The organism is Streptomyces sp. NP160 (genome assembly GCF_006335115.1).
GTDB lineage: Bacteria > Actinomycetota > Actinomycetes > Actinomycetales > Quadrisphaeraceae > Quadrisphaera.
In genome coordinates this window covers 1-14,012 of sequence record NZ_VDMJ01000038.1, presented here as the reverse complement: position 1 = coordinate 14,012, position 14,012 = coordinate 1, and the positions used below count along the sequence as shown (strand labels likewise).

Here is a 14,012-nt window from a genome sequence, read left to right as displayed (position 1 = left end):
CTTCCGGCTTCACCGGAGGCGCCCGCCTGTCGATGTGTCCGCAGGAGGGGCTGATCCCGGTGAGCACCCCAGCAGGAGGAGACGGCGTGGCGAACAGGACAGACCCCGGCCCCGGCGGTCGCACCGCGGTGGTGGCGCACCCGGGCGCGGAGCTCTACGGCTCCGACCGGGTGCTGCTGGAGTCGGTGGCGGCGCTGGTGGAGCGCGGGTGGCGGACCGTCGTCGTCCTGCCTGGCACCGGTCCTCTCTGCGGCGCCCTCGAGGACGCCGGGGCGCAGGTCGAGGTCCTCGACGTCCCCGTCCTCCGCAAGGCGGCCATGAGCCCCCGCGGCCTGCTGGCCCTGTCCGCCCGCACCCTGCTCAGCCTGCCAGCGCTCGTGCGGCTCCTGCGCCGCGAGCGCCCGGCCGTCCTCTACGTCAGCACCCTCACCGTGCCGGTCTGGCTGCTCGCCGGCGCCCTGCGGCGCGTCCCCGTCGTCGTCCACGTCCACGAGGCCGAGGCCTCCGCCCCGGCCCCCGTGCGCCTGGCGCTCAACGCGCCACTGCTGCTGGCCCGCCGCGTCGTGGTCAACAGCGACTTCAGCCTCGGTGTGCTCACCCGCGCCGTCCCCGGGCTCGCCCGCCGCAGCGAGGTCGTCCTCAACGGCGTCCCCGGCCCCGCCGCCGTCGTGCCACCGCGCGAGGAGCTCACGGGCCCGGTGCGGCTGCTCTACGTGGGTCGGCTGTCCTCCCGCAAGGGGGTCGACGTGGCCGTCGAGGCGACTGCCGAGCTGCGCCGCCGAGGGCTCGACGCGGAGCTCGACGTGGTGGGCAGCGCCTTCCCGGGCTACGAGTGGTTCGTCGAGCAGCTCGACCGCGCCGCCGCAGCGCCGGAGCTGGCCGGCCGCGTGCGCCGCCACGGCTTCTCGGACGCCGTCTGGGACCACCTGGCGTCCGCCGACGTGCTGCTGGTGCCCTCCCGCCTGGACGAGCCCTTCGGCAACACCGCCGTCGAGGGCAGGCTGGCAGCGCGGCCCGTGGTGGCCAGCGCCACGAGCGGACTGCTCGAGGCCGTCGCCGGCTCGCCGTCGTGCCGCTCCGTCACCCCGGGTTCCGGCGTCGCCGTGGCCGACGCCGTCGCCGAGCTCGTCGACGCGTGGCCCGAGGTGCGCGAGCAGGCCCTGCGCGACGCGCTCCTCGCGGCCGAGCGGCACGCCCCCGCCGGGTACCGCGAGCGCCTCGCGGAGCAGGTCGCCCGGGCGGCCGGGGTCCCCTCCAGCGCCGTGGCAGCGCGGTGAGCGCCCCGGTCGCCTTCGCGGGCCGCACCGCCGCGCGCGCGACGCGGTGGAGCGCCGTCTCGGTGTTCGGGCGCCAGCTGGCGCAGGTGCTCTTCGCCGTGGTCCTGGCGCGGATCATCGGCCCGGAGGAGTTCGGGCTGGTCAGCGCGGCCACGGTGTACGCCACCCTGACCGCGCTGCTGCTCGACCAGGGCCTGTCGGCGGCCCTCGTCCAGCGCCGCGACCTGCCGGAGGGCGCGGGGCGCGCGGTCGCCACGCTCAACGTCGTCGTCGCCCTGGTCCTCGGGGGGCTGACCTGGGTGCTGGCTCCGGCCCTCGCGGACTTCTTCTCGGCGCCCGAGCTGTCCCTCGCGTTCCGCGTGCTGGGCGCCGGGCTGGTGCTCAAGGCCCTGGCCGTCGCCCCGCGGGCGCTGCTCTCCCGCGCGCTCGACTTCCGCCCGGTCGCGGTGGGCGACGTGGCGGGGGCCGTCTGCGGTGTGGCCGTCGGCCTGGGCGCGGCCTTCAGCGGCGCCGGCTACACCTCGGTCCTGGCGCAGGTGCTCACCACCGACGCGGTGGTGGCGGCGGTGCTGCTCGTCGCCGCCCGCGGACCGCTGCCCGGCGCGTCCCTGGGCCCCCTGCGGGTGCTGCTCCCCTTCAGCGCGCGCGTCTTCGGCGCCAACGCGGTCGCCTACTTCTCCCGCAACACCGACAACGTGCTCGTCGGCAAGGTGCTCGGCCTGGAGGCCCTGGCGCAGTACGCCATGGCGTACCGGGTGCTGGTCATCCCGGTGCAGCTCCTCGGCCAGACCGTGAAGCGCACGCTGTTCCCCGCCTTCTCGCGGATGGCGGACGACCCGCCGGCGGTGGCGAGGGCGCTGGTGGCCGGCACCGAGCTGGTGGCGCTGCTGGCGGTGCCGGTGATGGCCCTGGTGGCCTGCGCCGCGCCGGAGGCGGTCGACCTCGTCCTCGGTCCGGCCTGGGCGCCCGCGGCGCCGGTCATGACGGTCCTGGCCCTGGCGGGAGCGCGCGAGACGGTCTTCTACATCACCCCGTCCCTGGTCTCGGCCCTCGGGCGCGCCGGCACCACGCTCCGCCTCGAGCTGGTCTCCACGGGCGTGCAGGTGGTCGGAATCGTCGCCGGGCTGCCCTTCGGCATCCTCGGCGTGGCCGTCGGCTACGCCACCGCGGGCCTGCTGATGACGCCCGTCTTCCTCGCCGTCCAGCGCCGCGTCACGGGCGTCACCGTGGGGGCCCAGCTGCGCGCGCTGGCGCCCGCCGCCACCGCGGCCGCCGCCGGCTCGGTCGCCTACCTGGCGGTCGCGGCGGCGCTCACGGGCACCGTGGTGACCCTGGCCGCGGGGTCGCTGGTGTTCGTGGTGGTCGCCCTCGCCGCGCTGCGCGTCGTGCACCCGGCGGCGGCGAAGCGCGCCACCGCGCGCCTGAGGGAGGTGGCCCGGTGAGCGGTCTGCGCGTGGTCCTCGTGACGCCAAACTTCGACAACAACTCCCTGGGGCGCACGTACTGCCTCTGGGTGCTCGCGCGCCACCTCGGGTGGACGTGCCGCGTGGTCGGCGTGAAGGGCGAGCGGATCTGGTCACCGCTGGCCGACGACGCCTTCGCCGCCGACTGCGTGCTCCCGGCCGGAGGAGCGTCGGCGCAGGCCCGCGAGGCCGCGGTGCGCGACGAGGTCTCGGCCGCCGACGTCGTCGTGGCCGTCAAGCTGCTGCCCTCGAGCTTCGGCGTGGCCCTGGACGCGAGCCGGTCGACGGGGACACCGCTCGTGCTCGACGTGGACGACCCCGACTACGAGGTCCGCGTCACCTGGCTCCCGCGCCACGAGCTGGTGGCCCGCTACCTGCTCAAGCCCTACACCCGTCGCATCGTGCAGCTGCGCCGGGAGGCCCGCGCCCAGCGCGTCATGGTGAGCAACCCCGTGCTCCAGGACTGGTACGGCGGGCTCCTCGTGCCCCACGTGCGCTCGGTGCCGCCGCCCCGCCAGGAGGTTGGCGCCGAGAGCGTCGCGGACGGCACCACCGTGGTCCGCTTCGTGGGGTCTCCCCGCGGGCACAAGGGCGTGGAGCAGCTGCGCGAGGCCGTCGCCCGCCTCGCCGGCGACGGCTTCCGCTTGGAGGTGACCGGGCCCGAGCCGCCCGACGCCCGTCCCTGGGAGCGCTGGTGGGGCACCACCTCCATGGCCCGCGGAGCAGAGCTCGTGGCCACCGCCGACGTCGTCGCCCTGCCGAGCCTGGCCGAGACCTGGGCCCGCGCCCAGCTCCCGGTGAAGCTGGTCGACGCGCTGGTGCACGGCCGCCCCGTCGTCGCCTCCGACCTGCCGCCGCTGAGGTGGGCCCTCGACGGCGCCGGCTCCCTCGTCGCCCCCGGTGACGTGGACGCGCTCACCGAGGCCCTCGCGGAGCTGCGCGACCCGCGGGTGCGGGCGCTGCGGGGAGCTGCAGCGCGAGCCCGCGCTCTGAGCACCTTCACCCCCGAGGCCGTCTCCCCGGCCTTCCGGGCGCAGGTCCTCGCCGCCGTGGCCGGGGAGCCGCAGCCCGCCCGCCCCAGCACCCCGCAGCCCAGGAGCGCCCTGTGACCCGCACGCCTGCCGCAGACCACCCCGCCGACCTCGTCGTCGCGGTGCTCACCTACCGCCGCACCGACCTGCTCCTGGCGCTGCTGCCCCGGCTCCTGGAGCAGACGGGCGCCCTGCACCGCCGTGCGGGGGTCCTCGTCGTCGACAACGACCCCGAGGCCGGCGCGTGCGCCGCGGTCGAGGCCTTCGCCGCCGGTGCGGGGGTCGGAGAGGTGGTCTACCTCCACGAGCCGCGCCCCGGCATCGCCGCCGCGCGCAACCGGGCCCTGCAGGGCGCCGGCGCCGCGGAGCTCCTGGTCTTCATCGACGACGACGAGGTGCCCGAGCCGCACTGGCTCGAGCTGCTGGTGCGCACCTTCGAGGAGCACCCGGGGGCCGCAGGCGTGGCGGGGGCGGTGGTCTCCACCTTCGAGGCGCCTCTGACGCCGTGGGTGGTGGCGGGGGGCTTCTTCGTGCGCCAGCGCCACCGGACCGGCAGCCCGCTCCCCGCGGCGGCCACCAACAACCTCCTGCTCCACATGCCGCCGGTGAGGGAGCTCGGCCTGGCCTTCGACGAGCGCTTCGGCACCTCCGGGGGTTCGGACACCCTCTTCACCCGGCAGCTCACCGCCGCGGGCCACCTGCTGGTCTGGTGCGACGAGGCGGTCGTCGTCGACCAGGTCCCGGCCCAGCGCTGCACCGCCTCCTGGGTGGTGCGCAGGGCGCTGCGCAGCGGCAACTCCTGGAGCAGGACCAGCCTGGCGCTGACCGCCGGTCGCGCGGCCCGCACCGCCACCTGGACGAGGCTCGTCGCCCGGGGGGCGCTGCGCATCGGCGCCGGCGGCGCGCGCGCCGCCGCCGGCACGCTGCTGCGCTCGCCGGAGCACCAGGCCCGCGGTGTCCGCACCGCGGTCCGCGGGGCGGGCATGGTGGCCGGCGCCGTGGGCGGCACGTACGCGGAGTACCGGCGGTGACGCGGCCGTGAGGCCCGGGGTGCTCCTGCCGGCCCTCGCCGGCGCACTGCTCGTCGTCTTCGTCGCCCTCGCGGGGCGCACGACGGCCGCCACCGGTCTGGCGCTCCTGGTCGTCGCGGTCACGTGCGCGGCGGTGGTGCTGCAGGGCGACCCCGCCCGGCGCGCGGAGCGCGTCGTCGTCGCGTCCCTGCTGCTGTGGGTCGCGGTCCCCGTGACGCGGCTGCCGTCCAGCCTGCCGCTGCGGGTGGTGCTCGCCGGGTCGGTGGCGCTCGGCGTCGCAGCCCTGCTCGGACCAGGACGGCTGCGCCTGCCGACGGGGAACCCCCTGGTGCTCGGTCTGTTCGCCGTGCTCCTGGCCGCCACCCTCGGCAGCCCGGACAGCGGCGCGGGCACCAGGCTGGCCGTCAGCGCTGTCGCCGCGCTCGTCCCCTTCTGCTACGCCGCGCAGCTCGACGAGCGCGGGCGGGCGACCGTCGCCGCCTCGGTCGTCGTGCTGGCGGTCGTCGAGGGGCTGCTCGCGCTGCTGGAGCCCCTGGTCTTCCCCGGACCCCTCTGGGTGTCCGCCCTGGTGGACGCGGACGGCACGCCGATGCCCTTCGGCAACGAGCTCCTGGGGGCGGGCTCCACGCGCTCCCAGGGCACCTTCGGACACCCCCTGCCGCTGGGGCTGCTGCTGCTCATCGGGATCTCGCTGCTGGTGAAGGGGCCGCTGCTGGTGAGCGCGCGGGTCCGCGCGGTGCTGCTCCTGCCGCTGGTGGGGGGGCTGGTGATGGCGGGCGCGCGCGCCTCCCTGGCCCTCGGTGTGCTGGTGCTGGTGCTCTGGGCCGGGCGGCGCCCGGGACCGCTGCGCCTGTACGCCGCCGCGGCGCTCGTGGCCAGCAGCGTCGCCCTCGCGCTCAGCGCCGCGGGCGACGCCGTGAGCGACGCTGCGGGGTCAGGCTCCTACACGCACCGGGTGGGGGCTCTGGTGGCGGTCCAGGCGCTGCTGTCGCACCAGGGGCTCGCGGAGGTCCTGCTGGGCAACGGCTTCGGGTCGGTGGGCCGGCTGACGGCGGAGGGCCTGCTGCACAACGACGGGCTCACCGCGGTGGACAACCAGTACGTCTCCCTGCTGGCCCAGGCGGGCCTGGTCGGCCTGGCACTGCTCCTCGGGGCCCTGCTGCTGGCCCTGACCGGCGGGCGGCCCGGGCTGAGGCCGGCGGTGTGGTGCTGCGCCGTGACCATGATGCTCTTCGACGTCTTCACGTGGCCGCCCGCGGTGGCCCTCCTCATGCTCGTCCTGGGCCTGTCCCTGACGCCCGAGCGGGTCGAGCGCCCTGCGTCCCCGGCGCCGAGGAGGGACGACCGCTCAACAGCGGGCGTCCACGTGCCGATGGTCCTCTGAGGGGGTAGCGAGCCCCCGGGGAAAGCGCCTGGAGGACCGAGTGACGCTGCACGAGTTCCTGGTGATGCTCCGGCGGCGCTGGGTGCTGGTGGTCGTCGTCATGGTCGTCTTCGGAGGCGTGGCCGGCGTCCGGTCCGCGCTCACCGAGCCCGTCTACCAGGCGTCGGCGCAGTCGTTCGTCACCACCTCGGCGGGCCAGCAGACGGGCACCGCCTTCCAGGGCTCGCAGTTCACCCTCCAGCGGGTCGCCTCCTACGTCTCGGTGGCCACCAGCTCCGAGGTCCTCGGTCCCGTCGCCGCGGCCCGCGGGGGAGGCGAGTCGGTGGGGAGCCTCCAGCGACGCGTCACGGCCTCCAGCCCCGAGGGGACCGTGCTGGTGAACATCACCGCGACCGGACCGACGGGCGCCGCCGCAGCCGAGCTGGCCAACCAGGTGGCGCGCGAGTTCGCCGTCGTGGTGGAGGACCTCGAGCGGCCGGCGCCGTCCGAGGCCTCCACGGTGAAGGTCACCGTCATCGAGCCCGCCACGGCGCCGACCCGCCCGATCTCGCCGCGGCTGTCGACCGACCTGGCCGTCGGCCTCCTCCTCGGCGCCTTCGTGGGCCTCGGCCTCGCCATCGCCCGCCACCAGCTCGACAGCACCGTCCACGGCGCCCAGGAGCTGCAGGAGTTCCTCGGCACGAGTCCCCTGGGAGTGGTGACCGCCGACCGCAGGGCCGCCGAGTCCGTCACCGCGGTGGAGCCTGGCCAGCTGTGGGCCGAGGCGTACCGCTCGGTGCGCGACAACCTCCGGTTCGTCGACGTCGACGCGCCGCCGCGGACCGTGGTGGTCACCTCGGCGACGCCCTCGGAGGGGAAGTCGACCACCGCCTGCAACCTCGCGATCGCCCTGGCCCAGGCGGGTCAGCGGGTGGTGCTGGTGGACGCCGACCTGCGCCGTCCCGCGATCGCGACGTACCTGGGGCTGGAGGGCGGGGCCGGCCTCACCGACGTCCTCTCCGGAGCTGCTGCCCTGGAGGACCTGCTGCAGCCCTCGGTCACCCCCTCGCTGTCGGTGCTGGCCGCCGGGCGGACGCCACCGGACCCCGCCACGCTGCTCGGCTCGCACCAGATGGAGGTGCTGCTCGCCAAGCTGGCCGCGGAGAACGACGTCGTCGTCATCGACGCGCCGCCGGTGCTGCCCGTGGCAGACGCCGGGATCCTCGCCAACGCCGCCGACGGGGCGCTCCTGGTGGTGCGCCACGACCGGGCCAAGCGCCAGCAGGTCCAGGCGGCGGTGGAGCGGCTCACGGCGTCCCAGGGGAGGCTGCTGGGCACCGTGCTGACGTTCGTGCCCCGCCGCTCCCTCAGCGCGGGGTACGGGTACGGGTACGGCTACGGGCACGAGGAGCGGTCCGGGGGGCGTCGGCGCCTCCGCGCCCTCGGGAGGCGGCGGGCGCCCGCGCGGACCCGCTCCTGAGCTCGGCGGCTCCGGCTCGGCGGCGCCGCGACAAGGACGAGGGGCTGGTCCCGGCNNGCCGGGACCAGCCCCTCGTCGTCGTCCGTCTCCCGGCTCAGTCAGCCGGACCTGCCGGTGCTCTGCAGCGTGGACAGCGCCGCGCGCAGGAGCGTCGAGGAGGTGTGGTCGGTGTAGGCGAAGTACTCGATGCGCACGCCCAGCGAGGCGAACTCCTCCTCGAGGGCCACCCACTTCGGCGTCCCGCGCCAGTCGTCGCCGACGAACATGACGTCGAAGCGGACCGCCTCCCAGGCCTCCCGCTTGTTCATGGACGTCTGGGGCACCACCTCGTCGACGCACGAGAGCGCGGAGACGATGGCCCGGCGCTCGTCGAAGGGGATGACGGGCGTCTTGCCCTTGACCGCCAGCGACAGCTGGTCGGTCGTCACCCCCACCACGAGCCGGTCGCAGTGCTCCTTCGCGCGCTCCAGGAGCCGGAGGTGGCCGATGTGGAAGAGGTCGTAGACGCCCGTCGTGTAGCCGGTGATCATGCCGCCGCTCCGTCCAGGGTCGAGATCTGCCGGAACCACGCGACCATCGACGCCGCGGTGACCGCGACGAAGCCGGCCGCCAGCAGGGTGTAGCCCCACACGAAGACGACGGGTGCGCCCACCAGCAGGAACAGCAGGCACAGCACGCCGTAGTCGACGGGCGACGACGCCAGGGACCGCAGCGCGGAGTGCTGGCGCGCCTCGCCCGAGGCGACGGTGGCCTGCACGTCGCGAGTGCCTGCGAGCCGGCGGAGGTGGTCGTTGAGGATGATCGTGAAGAACCAGGTGCTCGCCACGGCGGCGAAGACCAGGGGCACCAGGAGCCACGCCTCGGGGCGGGGGTCGAACGTGAGGTAGGCGCCGACGGCCACGCCGAGGTGCAGGCACGAGGTCTTGGCGGCGTCGACGACGTGGTCGAACCACTCGCCGGCCTTGGTGCCGCCGCCGCGCAGGCGCGCCAGCTGGCCGTCCGCGGCGTCGAGCGCGTAGCCGAGGGCCAGCAGCGGCGCCACCACCAGGCCCTTCCACCACTCGGACGGCGCCAGCACGAGGACGGCGATCGCCGAGGCCGTCGCCGCCGCCGAGAGGGCGGTGACCTGGTTCGGGGTGAGACCCGCCACGTGGGCGAGGGCCGCGAGCCGCCGGCCCAGCGGCCGGTTCACGAAGCGCGAGTAGGCGGGGGCGCCCTTCGCCGACTTCTGGGCGTGTCGCAGCCGCTCGACGGACTCGCCGTACGTGGGCCGCGACAGCGCGAGCGTGCTGGTCACGAGACCTCCTCGGTGGGTGGGACGGGGGGAGCTGCAGCGGCCGTGCCGGGGCCGGAGGGCGCCCAGCGCGGGAGCGCCGTGGCGCTGGCGGGGTGGGCGCCGGCTCTGCTGGAGATCGTGTCCGCACACGGGAGGCCTGTCACTGCCGCACCAGCAGTCACACCCGTTTGCCCGTGGTGGCTGCTCCGGACGTGGCGCCCTGAGCGGGAAGGGCCCACGCGGAGGGCAGGGCGAACAGCCACCGGCAGCGCATCCGCACCAGCACGGCGTGCGTCGCGAGCGACAGGGCCACGGCCGTGACGAGGACCAGGACGACGACGAGCGCGTCGGGAGCGCCCTCGGCCCACGTGTTGGCGGCCCGGCCCACCACCTTCATCCACAGCGTGTGCATCACGTACACGGGCAGCGTGCGCTGGCCCAGCCACTCGACGGCGCGCCCGGCGCGGCTCCGGCTCAGCGCCACGGCGATCCCGACGCCGGTGGCCAGCGCCAGCACCGACAGCACCAGTCGCGAGCCCACCACCTCGCGGTCCCCGATCCAGAGGGACAGCAGGACGTAGGCGGCGGCCGCCCCCAGCACCGCGAGGAGCGGCAGAGCCTCGGCCAGCCGCCGCACCAGCGCGGAGCCGTGGACGCCGACGAGGAAGAAGACGAGGTTGATGGCCATCGCCCGCCAGACGTAGCCGTCCACCGGCAGCACGCCGCTGCCCACGACCACCGAGAGCGCCGTCGCCGCACCGATCTGCCAGGCGGCCGGCACCCGGACCGCCAGGGCCGCGACCAGGGAGTAGAGGGCCAGCGCGTAGAGGAACCAGAGCTTGCTGGACGGCTCCACGAAGCCCAGGAGCCAGGCGACGGGGAGGGAGTGCTCCAGGCGGTCGGAGAAGCCCGTGGCCGCCGCCACGACGCCGAGCGTGGACCAGACGGCGAAGACCCAGGCGTAGGTGGCCACCCGGCGCCGGACCACCACGCGCAGACCGGCGCGCAGCGGGCGGGCTGCGAACAGCCCCGACGCCAGGAAGAACAGCGGCATCCGGAAGGTGCTCAGCTGCTCGTCGAGGGCCAGCAGCACCGGAGGGGCGCCGCGCGAGTCGGCCAGCCACTGGAGGCTGTGGTGGAGCACCACGAGCACGATGGCGATGCCCTTGGCGGCGTCGACCCACCCCACCCGGGAGGAGCTGGTCCCCGCCCGCGGGACGGCCGGCGAGGTGGAGGTCATCCGCGCAGGGTGGCGCCCCCGGAGGCGCCAGCGGGTGCGCCGAGGACAGGGTTCGCCTGATGGGAGGAGCGGTGTCGACCGTCCGTCGCACAGGGGCACGACGACGCCTGACCCCGCCGCGCCGCAGACCGCGCAGCCGGTCGCCGCACGACCGCTGCTGCCGCGTCATCACCGTCACGAAGGGCGCGAGCTGGTACCGCCGGCTCGAGGGGACGTGGAAGGGTGTCGTGCAGTCAGCGGAGCACGCGACCGCTGACGGGATCCCCCGTGGTGTAACGGTCAGCACGAGTTACTTTGGATAACTACGCCGAGGTTCGACTCCTCGCGGGGGAGCCGCGGACCCGGGTCCGCGAGGGCCCGGGCGGGTGCGCCGCCGCAGCAGGGCGTGGCCGGGACGGCGCCCCGGCACAGGTAGTGTCCGGGGACGTACCCCGACCCCCTCGCCAGGGAGCGCGTGCGCGTGAGCTCGACCCGCCCGGCCGTCGTCGTCGTCCTCGCCGCAGGGGAGGGCACCCGGATGCGGTCGGCGACCCCCAAGGTGCTGCACGCGATCGGCGGTCGCTCGCTGCTGGGGCACGCGCTCACGGCGGCGCGCGGCGCGCTGCCCGGGCGCCTCGTCGTCGTCGTGCGGCACGAGCGCGAGCGCGTCGCCGCGCACGCCCTCGAGGTGGACCCCGACGTCCTCGTGGCCGACCAGGACGACGTGCCCGGCACCGGCCGCGCCGTGCAGTGCGGGCTGGACGCCCTGGCGCGCGAGCGGGGCGAGGGCGCAGGCCCGCTCACCGGCACCGTGGTGGTGACCTTCGGCGACGTGCCGCTGCTGCGCGCGCAGACCCTGGTCGACCTCGTCGAGGCCCACGAGGCCGGGGGCCACGGCGTGACGGTGCTGTCCGCCGTGCTCGCCGACCCGACGGGCTACGGGCGGGTCCTGCGCGACGACGCCGGTGGGGTGACCGCGATCGTCGAGCAGAAGGACGCCAGCGAGTCGCAGCGCGCCATCACCGAGGTGAACACCGGCATCTGGGCCTTCGACGCCGCGGTGCTCGCGGCCGCCCTGCCCAGGGTCGGGCGCGGCAACGCGCAGGGCGAGGTGTACCTCACCGACGTGCTGGCGCTGGCCCGCGAGGAGGGCCACCGCGTGGCGGCCCGCCCGGTGGCCGACAGCAGCGAGGTGGAGGGCGTCAACGACCGCGTGCAGTTGGCGGCGCTGGGCGCGGCGCTGAACCGCCGCACGCTGGAGGCGCACATGCGCGCCGGCGTGACGGTGGTGGACCCGGCGACGACGTGGGTGGACGTCCACGTCGACCTGGGCGCGGACGTGACGCTGCTGCCCGGCACGCAGCTGCTCGGCGCCACCAGCGTCGCCTCCGGGGCCGTCGTCGGACCCGACAGCACCCTCACCGACTGCGAGGTGGGGGAGGGGGCCGTGGTGCAGCGGACGCACGGCACCCTCGCCGTGGTGGGCGCCGGCGCGAGCGTGGGCCCGTTCTCCTTCCTGCGCCCGGGCACCCGGCTGGGGGCCGACGGCAAGATCGGTGCCTTCGTCGAGACCAAGAACGCGGTGATCGGCGCTCACAGCAAGGTGCCGCACCTGTCCTACGTCGGCGACGCCGAGATCGGTGAGCGCGCCAACATCGGCGCCGCCACGATCTTCGCCAACTACGACGGGCAGACCAAGAGCCGCACGGTGGTCGGTGACGCCGCCTTCGTGGGCAGCGACAGCGTGCTGGTGGCCCCGGTGGAGGTCGGCGCGGGTGCGTACACGGCGGCCGGGTCGGTCATCACCGACGACGTGCCGCCCGGCGCCATCGGCGTGGGCCGGGGGCGGCAGAAGAACATCGAGGGCTGGACGGAGCGCAAGCGCCCCGGCAGCGCGTCGGCCCGCGCGGCGGCAGCCGCGCGCACAGCAGCCACGGACGGGCCCGCGGACGCGCGGGACGAGCAGGAGGAGCAGGCATGACCGGCATCACCACCCAGGGCGAGAAGCGGCTGGTCCTCATCAGCGGGCGGGCCCACACCCAGCTCGCCGAGGAGGTCTCCTCCGAGCTGGGCGCGGCGCTGGTGCCGACCTCCGCCTACGACTTCGCCAACGGCGAGACGTACGTGAGGTTCGAGGAGAGCGTGCGCGGCTGCGACGCGTTCGTGCTGCAGAGCCACTGCGCGCCCATCAACCAGTGGATCATGGAGCAGCTCATCATGGTCGACGCGCTCAAGCGCGCCTCGGCCAAGCGCATCACCGTGGTCGCCCCGTTCTACGGCTACGCCCGCCAGGACAAGAAGCACCGCGGCCGCGAGCCGATCTCCGCCCGCCTCATGGCGGACCTGTTCAAGACCGCCGGCGCGAACCGCCTCATGTCGGTGGACCTGCACACCGCGCAGATCCAGGGCTTCTTCGACGGCCCGGTCGACCACCTCTGGGCGCTGCCGCTGCTGTCCGACTACGTGCGCGGCCGGGTCGCCGACGCGAGCATGATCACCGTGGTGTCCCCGGACGCGGGCCGCGTCCGCCTGGCCGACGTCTGGTCCGACAAGCTGGGCGCCCCGCTGGCGATCATCCACAAGCGCCGCGACCCCAACCGCCCCAACCAGGTGCAGGTCCACGAGCTGGTCGGTGACGTCGAGGGCCGCACCTGCGTGCTGGTCGACGACATGATCGACACCGGCGGCACCATCGTGCAGGCGGCCCAGGCGCTCAAGGACAACGGCGCCCGGGAGATCATCGTGGCGGCGACGCACCCGATCCTGTCGGGTCCCGCGGCCGCGCGCCTGAAGGACAGCCCGATCTCCGAGGTCGTGGTCACCAACACCCTGCCGATCCCGCCGGCGCACCAGTTCCCCAGCCTCAAGGTGCTGTCCATCGCCCCGCTCATCGCCCGGGCGATCCGCGAGGTGTTCGACGACGGCTCGGTCACGAGCCTGTTCGACGGCAACAGCTGACGCTCGCCCGGACGGCCCCTCGCCGCGGTCACCGCGCGCGGGGGCGCGGTTACCGTGGCGCGGTGCCCCTCCTCCTGCGCAAGGCCCTCATGGGTCTCGTCGTGGTCGGCGTCGTGTCAGTGCTGGCCCTCGCCGTGGTGGTGGGTGACCACCGCTTCCAGGGTCCGGTCGTGCTGCCGCTGACGTGGAGCCACGGCGTCCACCTCGGCGACGCGCTGGTGGGTCTCGCGTGGGCGCTGTGCGTGGCGCTGGTCGGCCGGCTCGTCGTGGCACCGGCGGCCAGCCGGTAGGCTGTCACCGCTCCTCGGCGAGGGAGGGGCCTGCGCGACGGGTGGCTGGTGCCGCCTGCGGGCGGGCCCGCTCCGTGATCGACGCGGTGGTCGGTGCACTCCGGCCCGCCCCCCGGTCCAGCGCCGGGGCAGCGGAGACCGTCTGACAAGCCCGGACCACCAGGAGACCCGTCATGGCCAAGAGCACCGGCACGCAGCTCGCTGCCGCCGCCCGCACCGAGTTCGGCAAGGGCGCCGCCCGCCGCATCCGCCGCGCGCACCAGATCCCCGCGGTGGTCTACGGCCACGGGCAGGACCCGCTGCACGTGACCCTGCCGGGCCACGACACGATGCTGCTGGTCAAGAACCCCAACGCCCTCGTCGACCTGCAGCTCGAGGGCGGCGGCACGCAGCTGGCCGTCGTCAAGGCCGTCCAGGTCGACCCGGTGCGCCGCGAGATCGAGCACGTGGACCTCGTCGTCGTGCGCCGCGGCGAGCGCATCGAGGTGCAGGTCCCCGTCCGCACCACCGGTGAGGCCGCTCCGCAGACCGTGGTCTCCGTCGAGTCCGGCACGCTGGCCGTGACCGCCGAGGCGACGAACCTGCCCGAGGTCATCGAGGTGGACGTCGAGGGCCTCCAGGCCG

13 protein-coding genes are annotated in these 14,012 nt (G+C 75.4%); 10 read left to right on the top strand and 3 right to left on the bottom strand.

Annotated elements, in window-relative coordinates; genetic code table 11:
* Window positions 1-86: 86 nt before the first annotated feature.
* The 6 genes from FHN55_RS17725 to FHN55_RS17700 are packed head-to-tail and all read left to right on the top strand — an operon-like array spanning window position 87 to window position 7,645.
* Window positions 87-1,277 (top strand): glycosyltransferase family 4 protein, encoded by a 1,191-nt coding sequence (locus FHN55_RS17725; protein ID WP_218974798.1) that lies wholly within the window; start codon window positions 87-89, stop codon window positions 1,275-1,277.
* On the top strand, window positions 1,274-2,719 hold the full coding sequence (locus tag FHN55_RS17720; RefSeq protein WP_180357927.1) for a lipopolysaccharide biosynthesis protein: 1,446 nt from the start codon (window positions 1,274-1,276) through the stop codon (window positions 2,717-2,719). Before FHN55_RS17725 ends, FHN55_RS17720 begins: the two co-directional genes overlap by 4 nt.
* Window positions 2,716-3,849: a glycosyltransferase gene (locus FHN55_RS17715; protein WP_139713662.1), complete on the top strand. Its 1,134-nt coding sequence runs from the start codon at window positions 2,716-2,718 to the stop codon at window positions 3,847-3,849. The genes FHN55_RS17720 and FHN55_RS17715 overlap by 4 nt, the downstream gene beginning before the upstream one ends.
* On the top strand, window positions 3,846-4,802 hold the full coding sequence (locus FHN55_RS17710) for a glycosyltransferase family 2 protein (RefSeq protein ID WP_139713661.1): 957 nt from the start codon (window positions 3,846-3,848) through the stop codon (window positions 4,800-4,802). The genes FHN55_RS17715 and FHN55_RS17710 overlap by 4 nt, the downstream gene beginning before the upstream one ends.
* Before the next feature lie 7 nt (window positions 4,803-4,809).
* The gene (locus FHN55_RS17705) at window positions 4,810-6,186 is read left to right on the top strand and encodes a hypothetical protein (protein ID WP_218974797.1); all 1,377 of its coding nucleotides are present in this window, start codon (window positions 4,810-4,812) and stop codon (window positions 6,184-6,186) included.
* A 40-nt stretch (window positions 6,187-6,226) separates the two neighbouring features.
* A complete protein-coding gene (locus tag FHN55_RS17700; protein WP_139713659.1) occupies window positions 6,227-7,645 on the top strand; it encodes a polysaccharide biosynthesis tyrosine autokinase in 1,419 nt (472 codons plus the stop codon).
* A gap of 98 nt (window positions 7,646-7,743) precedes the next feature.
* Here FHN55_RS17700 and FHN55_RS17695 read toward each other — a convergent pair whose 3' ends face one another.
* The 3 genes from FHN55_RS17695 to FHN55_RS17685 all read right to left on the bottom strand — a co-directional run bounded on the left by FHN55_RS17695 (window position 7,744) and on the right by FHN55_RS17685 (window position 10,161).
* A complete protein-coding gene (locus FHN55_RS17695) occupies window positions 7,744-8,175 on the bottom strand; it encodes an adenylyltransferase/cytidyltransferase family protein (protein WP_139713658.1) in 432 nt (143 codons plus the stop codon).
* Window positions 8,172-8,942, bottom strand: a complete 771-nt coding sequence (locus FHN55_RS17690) for a CDP-alcohol phosphatidyltransferase family protein (protein ID WP_180357926.1) — start codon at window positions 8,940-8,942, stop codon at window positions 8,172-8,174. Before FHN55_RS17690 ends, FHN55_RS17695 begins: the two co-directional genes overlap by 4 nt.
* 157 nt (window positions 8,943-9,099) lie before the next feature.
* Window positions 9,100-10,161, bottom strand: a complete 1,062-nt coding sequence (locus tag FHN55_RS17685; protein ID WP_139713657.1) for an acyltransferase family protein — start codon at window positions 10,159-10,161, stop codon at window positions 9,100-9,102.
* 460 nt (window positions 10,162-10,621) lie between these two features.
* Between FHN55_RS17685 and glmU the strand changes: the two genes are divergently transcribed.
* From glmU to FHN55_RS17665, 4 genes are all read left to right on the top strand, one after another.
* Window positions 10,622-12,121 (top strand): bifunctional UDP-N-acetylglucosamine diphosphorylase/glucosamine-1-phosphate N-acetyltransferase GlmU, encoded by a 1,500-nt coding sequence (glmU, locus tag FHN55_RS17680; protein WP_139713656.1) that lies wholly within the window; start codon window positions 10,622-10,624, stop codon window positions 12,119-12,121.
* Window positions 12,118-13,098: a ribose-phosphate diphosphokinase gene (locus FHN55_RS17675; protein ID WP_139713655.1), complete on the top strand. Its 981-nt coding sequence runs from the start codon at window positions 12,118-12,120 to the stop codon at window positions 13,096-13,098. Before glmU ends, FHN55_RS17675 begins: the two co-directional genes overlap by 4 nt.
* A 62-nt stretch (window positions 13,099-13,160) precedes the next feature.
* Complete coding sequence (locus tag FHN55_RS22875) at window positions 13,161-13,388, top strand: hypothetical protein (protein ID WP_180357925.1); 228 nt, start codon at window positions 13,161-13,163, stop codon at window positions 13,386-13,388.
* Between the two features lie 173 nt (window positions 13,389-13,561).
* Window positions 13,562-14,012, top strand: a 451-nt coding sequence (locus FHN55_RS17665) for a 50S ribosomal protein L25/general stress protein Ctc (protein ID WP_139713653.1), incomplete at its 3' end; no start/stop codon positions are given.

Coding starts and splice junctions, on each gene's coding strand:
- FHN55_RS17695 (WP_139713658.1), bottom strand. CDS start 8,175: ATGATCACCGGCTACACGACGGGCGTCTACGACCTCTTCCACATCGGC.
- FHN55_RS17675 (WP_139713655.1), top strand. CDS start 12,118: ATGACCGGCATCACCACCCAGGGCGAGAAGCGGCTGGTCCTCATCAGC.
- FHN55_RS17685 (WP_139713657.1), bottom strand. CDS start 10,161: ATGACCTCCACCTCGCCGGCCGTCCCGCGGGCGGGGACCAGCTCCTCC.